Raw genomic sequence first — 15,566 nt, forward strand, 5'->3', positions numbered from 1 at the left:
CATGAGAAACATCGTCAAGGCCGTGAGCCTGAACAAGTATTACGACCAGTACCACGCGCTCAAGGACATCAACATCGAAGTCGAGCAAGGCGAAGTGCTGTGCATCATCGGCCCGTCCGGCTCGGGCAAAAGCACCTTGCTGCGCTGCGTCAACCAGTTGGAAAAGATCGACAAGGGCGGCCTCTGGGTCGACGGCGAACTGGTGGGTTACCGCGTGGTCGGCAACAAACTGCACGAACTCAACGAGTCGCAAATCGCTCGGCAGCGCCTGTCCACCGGCATGGTGTTCCAGCGTTTCAACCTGTTCCCGCACATGACTGTGCTGCAAAACATCATCGAAGGCCCGTGCCAGGTGCTCAAGCGTTCGCCCAAAGAGGCGCACGAAGAAGCCGTGGAGCTGCTGGCCCGGGTCGGCCTGGCCGACAAACGCAACAGCTACCCGATTGAACTCTCGGGCGGCCAGCAGCAACGGGTGGCGATTGCCCGCGCGTTGGCCATGCGGCCCAAGCTGATGCTGTTCGATGAACCCACTTCGGCACTCGACCCGGAACTGGTCGGTGAGGTGCTGTCGGTGATGCGCGATCTGGCGCAAACCGGCATGACCATGATCGTCGTCACCCATGAACTGGGCTTCGCTCGCGAGGTTTCCAACCGCATGGTGTTTATGGACGGCGGACAGATCGTGGAGGCTGGAAGCCCCGAAGAAATACTAATAAGCCCACAAAACCCGCGCACCCAAAGCTTCATTTCTGCCGTTCGAACCTAAGCGCCAGCCTCGCAAACCAAGAGCTGCGTCAAAACACTCATAAGAGAACGACCATGAAGAATTTCGTAATTCCAGCAGTACTCGCCGGCCTGATGGCTTCCAGCGTCAGCTTCGCCGCCGAATTGCCGGCCAGCATCAAGGCCAAGGGCGAGATCGTTGTGGCGATCATGCCTAACTATCCGCCGATGGATTTCAAGGACCCGGCCACCAACACCCTCACGGGCCTGGACTATGACCTGGGTAACGCCCTGGCCGAGCGGCTGGGCGTGAAGATCAAATGGCAGGAAACCGGCTTCGAGCAAATGATCAACGCGCTGACCACTGACCGCGTGGACATGGTGCTGTCGGGCATGACCGACACCGCCGAGCGCCAGGCCAGCGTGACCTTCGTCGACTACTTCACCAGCGGTCCGCAGTTCTACACCTTGCAGAAGAACAAGGACTTCAACGAAATCACCGACCTGTGCGGCAAGAAAGTCGGCACCAGCCGCCGCACGACCTTCCCGGCGGAAATTGCTGAATACAGCAAGGCCAACTGTGAAGCGGCGGGCAAACCGGCCATTGTGGTGATCGGCACCGAAGGCTCGGCGGACGCCCGTGCGCAACTGCGCCAGAGCCGGATCGACGCGGCGATGCAGGGCAGCGAGACCTTGTCCTACCTGAAGACTCAGGAAAAGGACATGTACAAGACCGTGGGCCTGCCGATCTCCGTGCAATTCACCGGCCTGGGCGTGAGCAAGAAAAAGCCTGAGTTGAGCGAGGCGGTGAAAGTGGCGTTGCAGAGCATGATCGATGACGGCAGCTACCAGACCATCCTCAAGAAGTGGGACCTGGAGTTGGGTGCGATCAAGACAGTGACAGTCAACGCCGGCAAGTAATGCTTGCCCTGTAGGAGCGAGGCTTGCCCGCGAAGGCAGTGTGTCAGTCACCGACGATGTTGAATGTGCCGGCCTCTTCGCGAGCAAGCTTCGCTCCTACAGGTTCACAAACAACCCAAATCCAATGTAGGAGCGAGGCTTGCCCGCGAAGGCAGTGTGTCAGTCACCGACGATGTTGAATGTGCCGGCCTCTTCGCGAGCAAGCCTCGCCCCTACGGGGATTGTGTTTTACCTGAACATCAATGGAGAGCCACCTGATGTCCTCCTCGCTACAACCCACCTGGCCCGCCCCGCACAAGGCTTGCCTGGCCCTGGCTTTCGACCTCGACGGCCCGACCGGCGATGCCATGCTCAACGGCTCGATCTGGCGCAAGCCCGAGTACTTCGGCTTCGGCGGTTATGGCCCTTATCGCGCGCTGCCACGAATCCTCGACTTGCTCGACGCCTTCCAGATCCCGACGACCTTCTTCGTCCCGGCCTGGGTCGTGGAGAACTGGCCAAAACAGTGCCAGGCGATTGTCGAGCGCGGGCATGAGGTGGCGTACCACGGCTACAAACATGAATCCTTTTACGCCCTGACGCTGGACCAGCAGAAGGACGTGATGAAGAAATCCCGTGAGGTGTTCTGGAAGCACCTGAACATCCGCGCCGAAGGTTTCCGCACGCCGTCCGGCGACTGGCGCGCCGAAACCCCGGCGATGCTGGTGGAAGCCGGCGTGACCTATTCCAGCAGCATGCGTGGCGATGACCGGCCTTATCTGGTCAACGTCCCCGGCTTCGACACGCCGTTGGTGGAAATCCCCGGCCGCTGGGAAATGGACGACTACGCCTCCCTCGCCTACACCCGCGCCCCGGACTTTCCTTCCGGGCTGGATCGCACCGCCAGCTACGCGCTGACCCTGGACAATTGGCGCCGTGAATTCGACGGCGCGATGGATGAAGGGCTGTGCCTGACCACCCTGTTCCACCCCAAGATCACCGGCAAACCGGGACGCATCCTGTTGCTGGAAAACCTCTTCGAACACATGCGCCAGCGCGACGACGTGTGGTTCGCCACCTGCCGCGATGTCGCCCAGTGGTGGCTCAAGGAGCATCACCATGGCTGATTCCACTGTCTGGCCCAACGGCCACCGCTGCGCGGTCGTGCTGACCGTCGATTACAACGACATCCACGGCATCCTGACCCAGGCCCCGGAAGTCGCCGGGCGCGACAAGACGCTGTCGGTCTGGCGCTACGGCAGCCAGCGCGGCGTGGATCGTTTACTCGGTTTATTCGAAGAATTGGGCGTCAGCAGTAGCTGGTGCATTCCCGGGATCGTCGCCGAAGAAAATCCCGAGCCTATAAAAGCGATCCTGGCCGGTGGACATGAGATTGCCTGCGCCGGGTATCGCCATCAGAACTACGACACCCTGACGCTCGCCGAGCAGAGCGCTGAGATCGCCAAAGGTTGCGACGCCTTGACCGCGCTCACCGGCATGCGTCCAACCGGATTTCGCATCCCCGCCGGCAACGGCGCACCGGGGTTTATCGAGGCGCTGCGGAGCCAAGGCATTCGCTGGTCATCGTCCTGGCGCGGCGATGATTTGCCGTTCGCCCACCCGACGGCGCCCGAGGTGATCGAGTTGCCACTGCACTACGAACTGGAAGACGAACCCTACTTCGCCTTCAACCTCAGCCCCGCCGTGCCACCCGCGCAATCGCGGATTGCGTCCTACAGCCACACCCTGGGCAACCTGCAAATGGACTTCGCCGGGTTTTATCGGTTCGGCCTGTGTTACGTGCTGCGCCTGCACCCGGAGATCATCGCGACACCGGGGCGGATTGGCGTGCTGCGCGAGTTGCTGCAGGGGATTCAACTGCATCAGGACGTATGGATCGCCACCGCTGGCGAGGTCGCGCAATGGTGGGCGGATTCGGGGGTGGCTGTGACGGAGGATCATCCGGCGGCGGTGTATGAGCGGCATTATCGGGATTACGGGGTATGAGTGAGTTCGGCAGTGCCTACCAAGGCGTGATGCGCATGGAGCACCTGGCGCAATTTTGCGTTGATACGCGTTTTGAGGATTTGCCGCCGGCGCTGGTTGAGCAAGCCAAGCGGCACATCCTCGACACCTTCGGCGCGACCCTGGCCGGGGCTGCCAGCGATGTGGCGAAACAGGCGCGCCGAGTGTTCGAAGGCGAAACCGGCAACACGCCGGTCTGGGGCACCGATTGGCACGTCGGTGCTGCGCAAGCCGCGATGCTCAACGGCATCGCCGCCCATGCCCTGGAACTGGACGATACCGGTGGCTGCGACCATTCCGGCGCGGTGGTGTTGCCGGCGGTGATGGCCGCGGTGTCGATGGCGGAGAAACCGGTCAATGGCCGCGAGTTCATCACCGCCGTGGTCATCGGCTACGAAGTTGGCCGTCGGGTGCTTGAAGCCTGCGGCAGTTATTCGGCGCATAACGGCGCCGGCTGGCATTCCACGGCCACCTGCGGCGTGTTCGGCGCAGCGGCGGCCAGTGCGCGGATCCTCGGCCTGGATGCGGCACAAACCCTGTCGGCCCTCGGCATTGCCGGCAGTTTCAGCGGTGGGCTTTGGGCCTTTATCCATGACGGTTCCCAAAGCAAAAAACTCCACAGCGGTCGCGCTGCCGAAGGTGGTTTGCTGGCCACGCGGTTTGCCCAGCGCGGCATCACCGGGCCGACGAAGTTGTTCGAGGATGTCTGGGGCGGTTTCCTCAAGACCCTCGCGGGCGATGCGGCCGTGCCCGAAGCGCTGGATGCGGATCTGGGCAAGATGTGGAAACTCGCCCGCTGCTCGATCAAGCCCTATGCCGCGTGTCGCGGGACGCATTCGGCCATCGATGCCCTCGGCTTGCTGTTGACGCAGTTGCAGGTCAGCGCCGATCAGGTCGAGGACATTGAGGTGTCGCTGTGCGGGTTCCTGCAGGACATGTGCGGCGGGCAGGACATCGTCAGTCTGGCAGCGGCGCAAATGAGCTTGCGCTACGCCCTCGCCGCACGGCTGGTCCTTGGCCACTGCCGCTTGGAAGCCTATGACGATGCCCGTCGCAGCGACCCGCGTTTGGCGCAGTGGATGTCGCGCATCCGGCTTGAAGTGGACCCGCAACTGTCCGAGGATGGCGAGCCCGTGGTGAGCGTGCGGACCGTGGACGGTCGGCAGGCGAGCCTGTGCGTCGAGGTGCCGCTGGGGGCGCCGGGCAATCCGCTGAGTGATGCGGCGCTGGAAGAGAAGTTTTTCAGTCTGGCCGGACGGGTGATGGTGCGGCGGCAGGCTGAAGAGTTGCTGGGGCAGTTGTGGCGGTTGGAAGAACTGGACTCTATTGAAACATCGATCGTTCCCACGCTCCGCGTGGGAATGCAGCCCGGGACGCTCCGCGTTCCAGAAGCGGACGCAGAGCGTCCGGTAAGGCATTCCCACGCCGAGCGTGGGAACGATCATCACTAAGACAAGGACTTGTGCACCACCGTGGCCACTTACTCGCTCGTTATCCGCCGGTTGATGATCTGCTCGCTGACCATCGTCGTCAGCCGCGCCATCACCAGCCCGTTGCTTACGCTGTTCCTGAGCAACAAACTCGGCCTCAACCAACAGGACGTTGGCCTGCTGCTGGGCATCGCGGTGTTTATTGCCACCCTGCTCGCGCTCTACGGCGGATACATCATTGATCGCCTGGAAAAGCGCCGGCTCTTGATCCTGGCCATGCTCTCCAGCGCCATTGGCTTTGTGCTGCTGACCTTCGCCGAGAACCTCTACCTGACCACCGCCACTCTGGTGATCACCGAAACCGCCTCGGCGTTGTTCCTGATCGGCTCCAAGGCGATCCTCAGTGAAAACCTGCCCATGGGCCAACGGGCCAAGGCGTTTTCCCTGCGCTACACCTTGACCAATATCGGCTACGCCACCGGTCCCATGCTCGGCGTGGTGATCGCCGGGGTGTATCCGATTGCGCCGTTCCTGATTGCCGGTGGTATCGCGTTCTTCAGCATCTTCCTGATGAGCGGGATCCCGAAAGACCCCGCGCGGGTGCCCGCCATCGGCCAGCCGCAAAGCTTTCTCAAGACCCTGACCACGCTAAAGAACGACCGCACACTGATCATGTTCACCTGCGGCTGCCTGTTCAGCACCGTGGTTCACGGCCGTTTCACCTTGTACCTGTCGCAATACCTGCTGGTGACCCACGATTCCAAGCGCGCCCTGGAAACCATGGCCGCCCTGCTCGCCTGCAACGCCATCAGCGTGATCCTGCTGCAATACCAGATCGGCCGCTTCCTCAAGCGTGAACAACTGCGCTACTGGATTGCCGGTGGCACCAGTCTGTTCATCCTCGGGTTGATCGGTTTCAGCCTGGCCGATGGCCTGGTGAGCTGGTGCGTGGCGATGTTCATTTTCACCCTCGGCGAAATGATCATTTACCCGGCGGAGTTCCTGTTCGTCGACACCCTGGCCCCGGAAGAGCTGCGTGGCAGTTACTACGGCGCGCAAAACCTGGCGGCGTTGGGTGGCGCGTTGAGTCCGGTGATTTGCGGTTTCCTGCTGATGCACACCCCGGCGCCGACGATGTTCTACGCCCTCTGTGCGTTGACGGCCATGGGCGGATCACTGTGTTTCATGGCCGGTCGGCGGGTGGCCATACTGCAAAAATAATGCACTGAAGCTGCATTAATATGAATTTGTCAGCAGATGGAATGGGCGGCACACTGTGCCCCGTTCCTCCCCCAATAGTTGGAACACCTTCAAGGGCTTTCTGGGTTTCCCAGCTAAGCCTTTTTTTTGCTTAGGTTTTTTGTCAACGGATCAACCTCATGCTCGCTCGCTGGTTACCCGCCGCCATCAACACCCGCCCTTCGGAATGGAGCCGCGCGGCCATCGGCATGTCCCTGGGCACGCTGTTCAGCGTCTGGCTGTGCAGCCAGGTGTTCGGCATTGAAGTGGCGCAGCACCTGGTCGGGCCGCTGGGTGCTTCGGCGGTGCTGCTGTTCGCCGTGTCCTCCGGCGCCCTCGCCCAGCCGTGGTCGATCCTCGGCGGTTATTTGAGCGCCGGGGTGGTTTCACTGCTGGTGGCGCACGTGCTCGGCCGAACCCTGGGCAGCGCTTGCCTGGCGGCGGGCATGGCACTGATGTTGATGTGCTGGCTGCGTTGCCTGCACCCACCGGCCGGCGCCTTGGCGTTGTTGTTGGTATTGGCCGACCCGGCGACCATCGCTCTGGACTGGAAAGCCCTCGGCCCGGTGATGCTCAGTGCCTCGGCGATGCTGCTCAGTGCGCTGGCGTATAACAACCTGACGCGGATTCGCTATCCCAAGCGCCCGGCAGAGGCTGTGCCGGTCATGCCGTCGGCGGACAGTCAGGCGATTACCGCCGAGGATTTGAAACTGGCGTTGGCGGAAATGGAGGCGTTTTTCGACGTCACCCCGCAAGACCTTGAGCAGTTGATTCACGCCAGTGAATTGCATGCCAAGCGGCGTAGTATCAGCGAAGTGCTCAGCAGCAGAACCTGAACAAACACCAGCCCCTGTGGCGAGGGAGCTTGCTCCCGCTGGGCTGCGAAGCGGCCCTCGTTTTTCCCATCAAAGAAAGGGCCTGCTGCGCAGTCCAACGGGAGCAAGCTCCCTCGCCACAGGGTTCGTGCGCCTTCAATAAACTATTCAGGCTGCGATCTTTTGATTTTGCACTAAGGTAAAAACGCAGACAGAACCTGCACGTATGCCGGTTGTACATCACAAATTTGCACTGTTACGATCCAGCATCGCTCGCGCGCGAGTTTCTCTATAAAGAACAATAAAAGCAGGGAGTTATCGATGACTGCTCAGGTTTCATCCCAGGAGGCCGTTGCCATGGATGCCACGCAAATTGAAGTGCTGGCCGAGGTTCGCAATCGCATTGGTCATCTGACCCTCAATCGCCCCGCCGGTCTCAACGCCCTCACCCTGGACATGGTCCGCCGCCTGCAACGCCAGCTCGATGCCTGGGCCGAGGATTCGCAGGTCAACGCCGTGGTGTTGCGCGGCGCTGGCGAGAAAGCCTTCTGTGCCGGCGGCGATATTCGTTCGCTGTACGACAGCTACAAAAACGGCGAGACCCTGCATGAAGACTTTTTCGTCGAGGAATACGCCCTCGACCTCGCCATCCACCACTACTGCAAACCGGTCCTGGCCTTGATGGACGGCTATGTGCTGGGCGGCGGCATGGGCCTGGTGCAAGGCGCCGACATGCGCGTGGTGACCGAGCGCAGCCGTCTGGCGATGCCGGAAGTGGCCATTGGTTATTTCCCGGATGTTGGCGGCAGTCACTTCCTGCCACGGGTTCCCGGCGAACTGGGGATTTACCTGGGCGTGAGCGGCGTGCAGATCCGCGCCGCCGATGCGCTGTATTGCGGCCTGGCCGACTGGTACCTGGAAAGCGTCAAGCTGGGCACGCTGGACGAAAAACTCGATCACCTTGAATGGCGCGAATCGCCGCTCAAGGACCTGCAAGGCGTGCTGGCCAAACTCGCCGTGCAACAGCTGTCCGACGCGCCGCTGATTGCGCTGCGCCCGGCCATCGACCACTTCTTCGCCCTGCCGGACGTGGCGAGTATGGTGGAGCAACTGCGCGAAGTAACCGTCGCCGACAGCCACGAATGGGCGAAAACCACCGCCGACCTGCTGGAAAGCCGTTCGCCGCTGGCCATGGGCGTAACCCTGGAAATGCTTCGGCGCGGGCGCAAGCTGAGCCTGGAACAATGCTTCGCCCTTGAGCTGCACCTGGACCGCCAGTGGTTCGAGCGCGGCGACCTGATCGAAGGCGTGCGCGCCTTGCTGATCGACAAAGACAAAAAACCGCGCTGGAACCCGCCGACCTTGCAGGCGCTGCATGCCGAGCACGTCGAGAGTTTCTTCACCGGTTTTGAGCAGAGCGGGAACTGAGTCATGCACGATATCGAATTGAGCGAAGAGCAAGTGATGATCCGCGACATGGCCCGGGACTTTGCCCGTGGCGAGATCGCGCCCCACGCCCAGGCTTGGGAAAAGGCTGGCTGGATCGACGACGCTCTGGTGGCGAAGATGGGTGAATTGGGTCTGCTGGGTATGGTGGTGCCTGAGGAATGGGGCGGCACTTACGTTGATTACGTCGCCTACGCCCTGGCTGTGGAAGAGATTTCGGCCGGCGACGGTGCTACCGGCGCGTTGATGAGCATCCACAACTCCGTGGGTTGCGGGCCGGTTTTGAACTACGGCACTGAAGAACAGAAAAAAACCTGGCTGCCGGACCTGGCCAGCGGTCAGGCCATCGGCTGCTTCTGCCTGACCGAACCGCAAGCCGGGTCCGAAGCCCACAACCTGCGCACCCGCGCCGAGCTGCGGGACGGCCAGTGGGTGCTCAACGGCGCCAAGCAATTCGTCAGCAACGGCAAGCGGGCGAAACTGGCGATTGTGTTTGCGGTGACCGATCCGGACCTGGGCAAACGCGGCATCTCGGCGTTCCTGGTGCCGACCGAAACGCCGGGGTTCATCGTGGATCGCACCGAACACAAGATGGGCATCCGCGCTTCCGACACCTGCGCGGTGACCCTGAGCAATTGCACGATTCCCGAAGCCAACCTGCTGGGTGATCGCGGTAAAGGCCTGGCCATCGCCCTCTCCAACCTCGAAGGCGGCCGCATCGGCATCGCCGCGCAGGCACTGGGCATCGCCCGTGCGGCGTTTGAAGCGGCGCTGACCTATTCCCGGGAGCGGGTGCAATTCGGCAAGACGATCAACGAACACCAGAGCATCGCCAATATGCTGGCGGACATGCACACCCGGCTGAACGCGGCGCGGTTGTTGATCCTGCACGCCGCGCGGTTGCGCAGTGCCGGCAAGCCGTGTCTGTCGGAGGCGTCACAGGCCAAGTTGTTTGCGTCGGAAATGGCCGAGAAGGTGTGTTCCTCAGCGATGCAGATTCATGGCGGTTACGGGTATCTGGAGGATTACCCGGTGGAGCGTTATTACCGGGATGCGCGGATTACGCAGATTTATGAAGGGTCGAGCGAGATACAGCGGATGGTGATTGCGCGGGAACTGAAGAACTATCTGGTGTGAAGCCTTAAAAGCTTCGCGGGCAAGCCTCGCTCCTACAGATTGTTGACGTTGATCGTTCCCACGCTCTGCGTGGGAACGATCGGAACGCTACATCACTTGCCTTGGAATTCGGCTTCACGCTTGGCAATAAACGCCGCCATCCCTTCCTTCTGGTCCTGCGTCGCAAACGCCGCATGGAACACTCGACGCTCAAAGCGCACACCTTCCGTCAGGCTGACTTCAAACGCGCGGTTCACGCTTTCCTTGATCATCATGGCAATCGGCAACGACTTCTTGGCAATCAACGCCGCGACTTTCAGCGCTTCGTCCAGCAGCTCATCGGCCGGGACGATCCGCGCAACAATCCCGCAACGTTCCGCTTCCACCGCATCGATCAAACGGCCGCTGAGGCACATTTCCATGGCTTTGGCCTTGCCCACGGCGCGGGTCAGGCGCTGGGTGCCGCCCATGCCCGGCAGTACGCCGAGGTTGATTTCCGGCTGGCCGAATTTGGCGTTGTCGCCGGCGAGGATGAAGTCGCACATCAGCGCCAATTCACAGCCACCGCCCAGTGCGAAGCCGTTAACGGCGGCAATGATCGGCTTGCGGCGATTGGCCACGCGGTCGCTGTCGCTGAACAGGTCATCGAGGTAGATCTGCGGGTAGGTCAGCTCGGCCATTTCCTTGATGTCGGCACCGGCGGCGAAGGCTTTTTTCGAGCCGGTCAGCACGATGCAGCCGATGTTGGAATCGGCTTCCAGGCCATCGAGGGCGTGGTTCAGTTCGCTGACGATCTGTGCGTTCAACGCGTTCAAGGCTTGCGGACGGTTGAGGGTGATCAGGCCAACGCGGCCGTGGGTTTCCAGCAAAATCGTTTCATAGGTCATAAAGATTTCCTTCTTAAAGATTGCGCGAAATAACCATGCGCTGAATATCGCTGGTGCCTTCGTAGATCTGGCACACCCGTACGTCGCGGTAGATCCGCTCCAGCGGGAAGTCGTTCAGGTAACCGTAACCGCCCAGGGTTTGCAGCGCGGCGGAGCATACCTTCTCGGCCATTTCCGAGGCGAACAGTTTGGCCATCGAGGCTTCGACCAGGGCCGGTTTGCCGCTATCCCGCAGCGCGGCGGCGTAATGCACCATCTGCCGGGCCACGGCGATCTGGGTCGCCATGTCCGCCAGGCGGAATGCGACAGCCTGGTGCTCGATGATCGGCTTGCCGAAGCTCTCGCGCTCACGGGCGTAATCGCGAGCCGCTTCAAACGCCGCGCGAGCCATGCCCACCGATTGCGACGCGATGCCGACCCGCCCGCCTTCCAGGTTGGCCAGGGCGATCCGGTAACCTTCGCCCTCCTCGCCCAGACGGTTGGCGACCGGCACCTTCACGTCTTCGAACAGGATCTGGCAGGTGTCGGAGGCGTGCTGACCGAGTTTGTCCTCGACTCGGGCGACTTTGTAGCCCGGTGAATCGGTGGGCACGATCAGCGCGGTGATCCCGCGTTTACCGGCGCTTGGATCAGTCACGGCGAACACGATCACCACCCCGGCGTTCTGCCCGGAGGTGATGAACTGTTTGCAACCGTTGAGCACGTAGTGATCGCCTTCCAGGCGCGCACGGGTTTTCAAACCGCTGGCGTCGGAACCGGCCTGGGGCTCGGTCAGGGCAAAGGCGCCGAGCATCGAACCGCTCGCCAGTGGCTTGAGGAAGCGTTCTTTCTGTTCGTCGGTGCCGTACTTGAGGATCGGCACGCAACCGACCGAGTTGTGCACGCTCATGATCGTCGAGCAAGCGCCGTCGCCGGCAGCGATTTCTTCCAGGGCCATGGCGTAGGCCAGGTAACCGGTGTCGCAACCGCCCCACTCTTCGGGCACCAACATGCCGAAGAAACCCAGCTCGGCCATCTCGCCGATGGCTTCTTTGGGGAAGCGATGCTCACGGTCCCATTCGGCGGCGAACGGTTTCAGCCGCTCCTGGGCGAATTGCCGGGCGGCTTCGCTGATCTGCAGTTGTTCGTCATTGGGAATCATGGTGGATCCTTAATTTGAGCCTTGGTGCGCCTTTCATTGTAGGAGCGAGGCTTGCCCGCGAAGACGGTGTGTCAGTCAACATCAATATCGACTGGACGGACGCCTTCGCGGGCAAGCCTCGCTCCTACAGAGAACGGGGGCGCATCAATAGAGGCATTCCACGGCCATGGCGGTGGCTTCACCGCCGCCGATGCAAATCGCTGCAACGCCGCGTTTCAGGCCTTTCTGGCGCAGGGCCGAGAGCAGGGTCACGAGGATCCGCGCGCCGGACGCACCGATCGGGTGGCCCAAGGCGCAAGCGCCGCCATGGATGTTGACCTTCTCGTGGGGGATTTCCAGTTTGGTCATGGTCACCAGACTGACGACCGCGAACGCTTCGTTGATTTCGAACAACTCGACTTCGTCCAATGACCAACCGGTTTTCTTCATCAGTTTCTTGATCGCACCGACCGGCGCTACCGGGAACAGGCCCGGGGTATCGGCAAACGCCGCGTGGCCGTGAATCACCGCCAAGGGCTTGAGCCCACGCTTCTGCGCCTCGGACTGACGCATCAGTACCAACGCCGCCGCACCGTCAGAAATCGAACTGGAGTTGGCCGCGGTCACGGTGCCGCCGTCGCGGAACGCGGGTTTCAGCGAGGCGATCTTGTCCAGTTTGGCTTTCGGCGGCTGTTCGTCGTGGCTGATCAGCACCTGATCTTTGCCGACGGTCACGGTCAACGGCACGATTTCGGCCTTGAAGCTGCCGTCCTGGATCGCCTGCTGTGCGCGAGTGGTCGAGGCGATGGCAAACGCGTCCTGGGCTTCACGGGTGAAACCGTTGGTCTCGGCGCAATCTTCGGCGAAGGTGCCCATCAGGCGCCCTTTGTCGTAGGCGTCTTCGAGGCCGTCGAGGAACATCGAATCCAGCACCCGGCCATGGCCCATGCGATAACCGCTGCGGGCGCGGTCCAGCAAGTATGGCGAGTTGGACATGCTTTCCATGCCACCGGCGATCACCACTTCGGCACTGCCGGCGACCAGCATGTCGTGGGCGAGGATCGTGGTTTCCATACCGGAACCGCACATCTTGTTCACGGTGGTGCAACGGGTCGACTTATCCAGCCCGGCGCCCAGTGCGGCCTGACGTGCAGGCGCCTGGCCGAGGCCGGCGGGCAATACGCAACCGAACAGGACTTCATCGACCGCGTCGGCAGCGACGCCGGCACGCTCAACGGCAGCCTTGATCGCCGCCGCACCGAGTTGCGGCGCGGTCAGGCTTTTCAGTTCGCCCTGGAAACCGCCCATCGGGGTGCGGACGGCGCTGACGATAACAATCGGATCGTTGGAAAGGGTCATGACAAATCCTCCTTACTTGGCGGCCATACGCAAGGCACCGTCGAGACGGATCACCTCGCCGTTGAGCATGCTGTTTTCAATGATATGCCTGACCAGCGCGGCGTACTCGCCCGGTTTACCGAGGCGCGGCGGAAACGGCACGCCAGCGGCCAGGGACGCGCGGACTTCGTCGGTCATGCCGGCCATCATCGGTGTTTCGAAGATGCCGGGAGCGATGGTCATCACGCGGATGCCGAAGCGCGCCAGTTCACGGGCGGCGGGCAAGGTCAGGCTGACGATGGCGCCTTTGGACGCGGCATAGGCGGCTTGACCGATCTGGCCGTCGTAGGCGGCCGCCGATGCAGTGTTAATGATCACGCCGCGTTCGCCGTCAGCATCCGCCTCAGTTTCAGCGATGGCCGCTGCGGCCAGGCGCAGCATGTTGAAGCTGCCGATCAGGTTGACGTTGATCACCTGGCTGAAACTGGCCAACCCGTGCGGGCCGGTTTTGCCGAGGATCTTCTCGCCCCGCACGATGCCGGCGCAGTTCACCAGGCCGTGCAGGCCACCGAAGGCCTTCACCGTCGCCGCAACAGCGGCTTCGGCGGCGGCTTCGTTGCTGATATCGGCCACCACGCTTTGCGCGCCCAGACGCTGAGCCTGAGCCGCAACGGCCTCGGCATTCATGTCCACCAGCATCACTTTGGCGCCGGCAGCCACCAGCATTTCAGCGGTGGCGGCACCGAGGCCGGACGCACCGCCGGTGACGAGAAAAACCTTGTTTTCGATCTGCATCTAATTTTCCTTCGATTCAAGCAGAAGCTTTGTGAGCCGCGGCCTCTTGAGCCTTGGCGATTTCCTGGTTGCGCAAGATAAAGCGCTGCAATTTGCCGCTTGGGGTTTTCGGCAACTCGCTGACAAATTCGATTTCACGGGGGTATGAGTGCGCGGCCAGGCGCTTGCGCACGTGTTGGCGCAACTCTTCGGCCAGCTCGGGTGTGGCGCGGTACTGCTCGCAGATCACGACGAAGGCTTTCACCAGCTCGGTGCGTTCCGGGTCAGGTTTGCCGACCACGGCGGCTTCGATCACGGCCGGGTGTTCGATCAATGCACTTTCCACGTCGAACGGGCCGACGCGGTAGCCGGAGGTGGTGATGACATCGTCGCTGCGGCCGACGAAGCTGATGCTGCCGTCCGGGTTCCACTCGACGGTGTCGCCGCTCAGGTAATAGTTGCCGACGAAGGCCTTGGTCGGCGCGCCTTCATAGCCGTTGAACCAGCACATCGGCGACTGGGTGCGGTCGATGGCCAGGATGCCGGGTTGGCCGACGCCGAGTTCCTTGTACTCATCGTCCAGCACCACGATGCGGTGGCCCGGCGAGGCAAAACCGGCGGCGCCCATGTGGATCGGGTGGTCCAGGCCATGGTGGTTACACAGGACCATGCCGAGTTCGGTCTGGCCGTAATGGTCGTGGATCACCACGCCGAGGTTGTCGGCGAACCAGCGGATCACTTCCGGGTTCAGCGGCTCGCCCGCGCTGCTGACAATGCGCAGCCGGCCCTTGATCGACTTGGCGAACTCGTCGCCGCCGGCAATCAGCAAACGGTAAGCGGTCGGCGAGCCGGTGAGGTTGGTGATCCCGTATTTGTTGATCACCCGGCAGGTGCTTTCGAGGGTGAACGGGCCATCGTAGAAGGTGATCGGATGCCCCATCGACATCGGGCCGGTCACACCGAAATAAATGCCGTAGGCCCAACCCGGATCGGCGACGTTCCAGAACGCGTCTTCCGGGCGCAGGTCCACGGCGTCGCGGGTGTAGCTCTGGAACGCGACGATGGCTTTGAGCGGTACGGACAAGGCTTTCGACGGGCCGGTGGTGCCCGAGGTGAACATCAGCAGGAACGGGTCTTCGCCGCTCAGCAGTACCGGTTCGCACTCGGAGGAATAGTTGGCCAGTTCGGCCCAGAAACTGTAGTCGCCACGCACGATGCCCTGCCCTTTGGGCCCGCCGACGGTAACGATGGTCGGGCAATCGGCGACTTCCGCGAGTTTTGGCCGATTGACCGCGTCGGTGACCACCACTTTGGCGCAGGAACTGCTCAAACGGTGTTCGATGGCTTTCGGGCCGAACGCGGTAAACAGCGGCTGATAGACCGCGCCGATGCGCCAGGTGGCGAACACGGCGATCAGCAATTCGATGTTGCGTGGCAGCAGGCCGGCGACCTTGTCACCCTTCTGGACGCCCTGGGCCAGGAGAAAATTGGCGAAACGCGCGGCTTTGTCCTGCAAATCGCTGAAGGTGTAGGTCGCGCTGGAGCCGTCGCGGCCTTCCCAGAACAGCGCGATGCGCCCCGGCAATGCATGGCGGTCGCAGCATTCAATACAGGCATTAAGCGCCGTCAAATCGCCGTCGAGCGCGGCATTTACGGTGTGCTGGTAATCGAACTTCGATGTGGCAGACAAGTAATCGCGCATTGCCAGAATCCCTCTGTATTTTTATTAGGTGGGGGGAACCGTAATTAACAG

Annotated in this window: 14 protein-coding genes; 9 read left to right on the top strand and 5 right to left on the bottom strand. The window is 61.9% G+C overall.

Annotated features, from left to right (window positions below; genetic code table 11):
- Position 1 precedes the first annotated feature (1 nt).
- From ACZ89E_RS07055 to ACZ89E_RS07095, 9 genes are all read left to right on the top strand, one after another.
- On the top strand, positions 2-766 hold the full coding sequence (locus tag ACZ89E_RS07055) for an amino acid ABC transporter ATP-binding protein (protein WP_149662007.1): 765 nt from the start codon (positions 2-4) through the stop codon (positions 764-766).
- 53 nt (positions 767-819) lie between these two features.
- Positions 820-1,644 (top strand): ABC transporter substrate-binding protein, encoded by an 825-nt coding sequence (locus ACZ89E_RS07060; protein ID WP_149662008.1) that lies wholly within the window; start codon positions 820-822, stop codon positions 1,642-1,644.
- A 257-nt stretch (positions 1,645-1,901) separates the two neighbouring features.
- On the top strand, positions 1,902-2,750 hold the full coding sequence (locus ACZ89E_RS07065; protein ID WP_476255205.1) for a polysaccharide deacetylase family protein: 849 nt from the start codon (positions 1,902-1,904) through the stop codon (positions 2,748-2,750).
- A complete protein-coding gene (locus ACZ89E_RS07070) occupies positions 2,743-3,630 on the top strand; it encodes a polysaccharide deacetylase family protein (RefSeq protein WP_463257335.1) in 888 nt (295 codons plus the stop codon). Before ACZ89E_RS07065 ends, ACZ89E_RS07070 begins: the two co-directional genes overlap by 8 nt.
- 29 nt (positions 3,631-3,659) lie before the next feature.
- Positions 3,660-5,099, top strand: a complete 1,440-nt coding sequence (locus ACZ89E_RS07075) for an MmgE/PrpD family protein (RefSeq protein WP_476257024.1) — start codon at positions 3,660-3,662, stop codon at positions 5,097-5,099.
- Between the two features lie 21 nt (positions 5,100-5,120).
- Entirely contained in the window at positions 5,121-6,299 is a 1,179-nt protein-coding gene (locus tag ACZ89E_RS07080; RefSeq protein WP_149662011.1) for an MFS transporter, read from the top strand.
- A gap of 158 nt (positions 6,300-6,457) precedes the next feature.
- Positions 6,458-7,153: an HPP family protein gene (locus ACZ89E_RS07085; protein ID WP_476255206.1), complete on the top strand. Its 696-nt coding sequence runs from the start codon at positions 6,458-6,460 to the stop codon at positions 7,151-7,153.
- A 300-nt stretch (positions 7,154-7,453) separates the two neighbouring features.
- Positions 7,454-8,560 (top strand): enoyl-CoA hydratase/isomerase family protein, encoded by a 1,107-nt coding sequence (locus ACZ89E_RS07090; RefSeq protein ID WP_476255207.1) that lies wholly within the window; start codon positions 7,454-7,456, stop codon positions 8,558-8,560.
- Between the two features lie 3 nt (positions 8,561-8,563).
- Positions 8,564-9,715, top strand: coding sequence for an acyl-CoA dehydrogenase family protein (locus ACZ89E_RS07095; protein WP_149662014.1), 1,152 nt, complete (start codon positions 8,564-8,566; stop codon positions 9,713-9,715).
- Between the two features lie 92 nt (positions 9,716-9,807).
- On the opposite strand, the gene ACZ89E_RS07100 is transcribed toward ACZ89E_RS07095, so the two are convergent.
- The 5 genes from ACZ89E_RS07100 to ACZ89E_RS07120 form a co-directional block, all read right to left on the bottom strand.
- Positions 9,808-10,581, bottom strand: a complete 774-nt coding sequence (locus ACZ89E_RS07100; protein ID WP_476255208.1) for an enoyl-CoA hydratase — start codon at positions 10,579-10,581, stop codon at positions 9,808-9,810.
- Between the two features lie 13 nt (positions 10,582-10,594).
- A complete protein-coding gene (locus ACZ89E_RS07105) occupies positions 10,595-11,722 on the bottom strand; it encodes an acyl-CoA dehydrogenase (RefSeq protein ID WP_476255209.1) in 1,128 nt (375 codons plus the stop codon).
- Between the two features lie 144 nt (positions 11,723-11,866).
- Entirely contained in the window at positions 11,867-13,060 is a 1,194-nt protein-coding gene (locus ACZ89E_RS07110) for an acetyl-CoA C-acyltransferase (protein ID WP_476255210.1), read from the bottom strand.
- Between the two features lie 12 nt (positions 13,061-13,072).
- Positions 13,073-13,834, bottom strand: coding sequence for an SDR family NAD(P)-dependent oxidoreductase (locus tag ACZ89E_RS07115; RefSeq protein ID WP_476255211.1), 762 nt, complete (start codon positions 13,832-13,834; stop codon positions 13,073-13,075).
- A gap of 16 nt (positions 13,835-13,850) precedes the next feature.
- Entirely contained in the window at positions 13,851-15,515 is a 1,665-nt protein-coding gene (locus tag ACZ89E_RS07120) for an AMP-binding protein (RefSeq protein WP_463257328.1), read from the bottom strand.
- Positions 15,516-15,566: the final 51 nt, after the last annotated feature.

This window comes from Pseudomonas sp. TE3899, assembly GCF_056279105.1.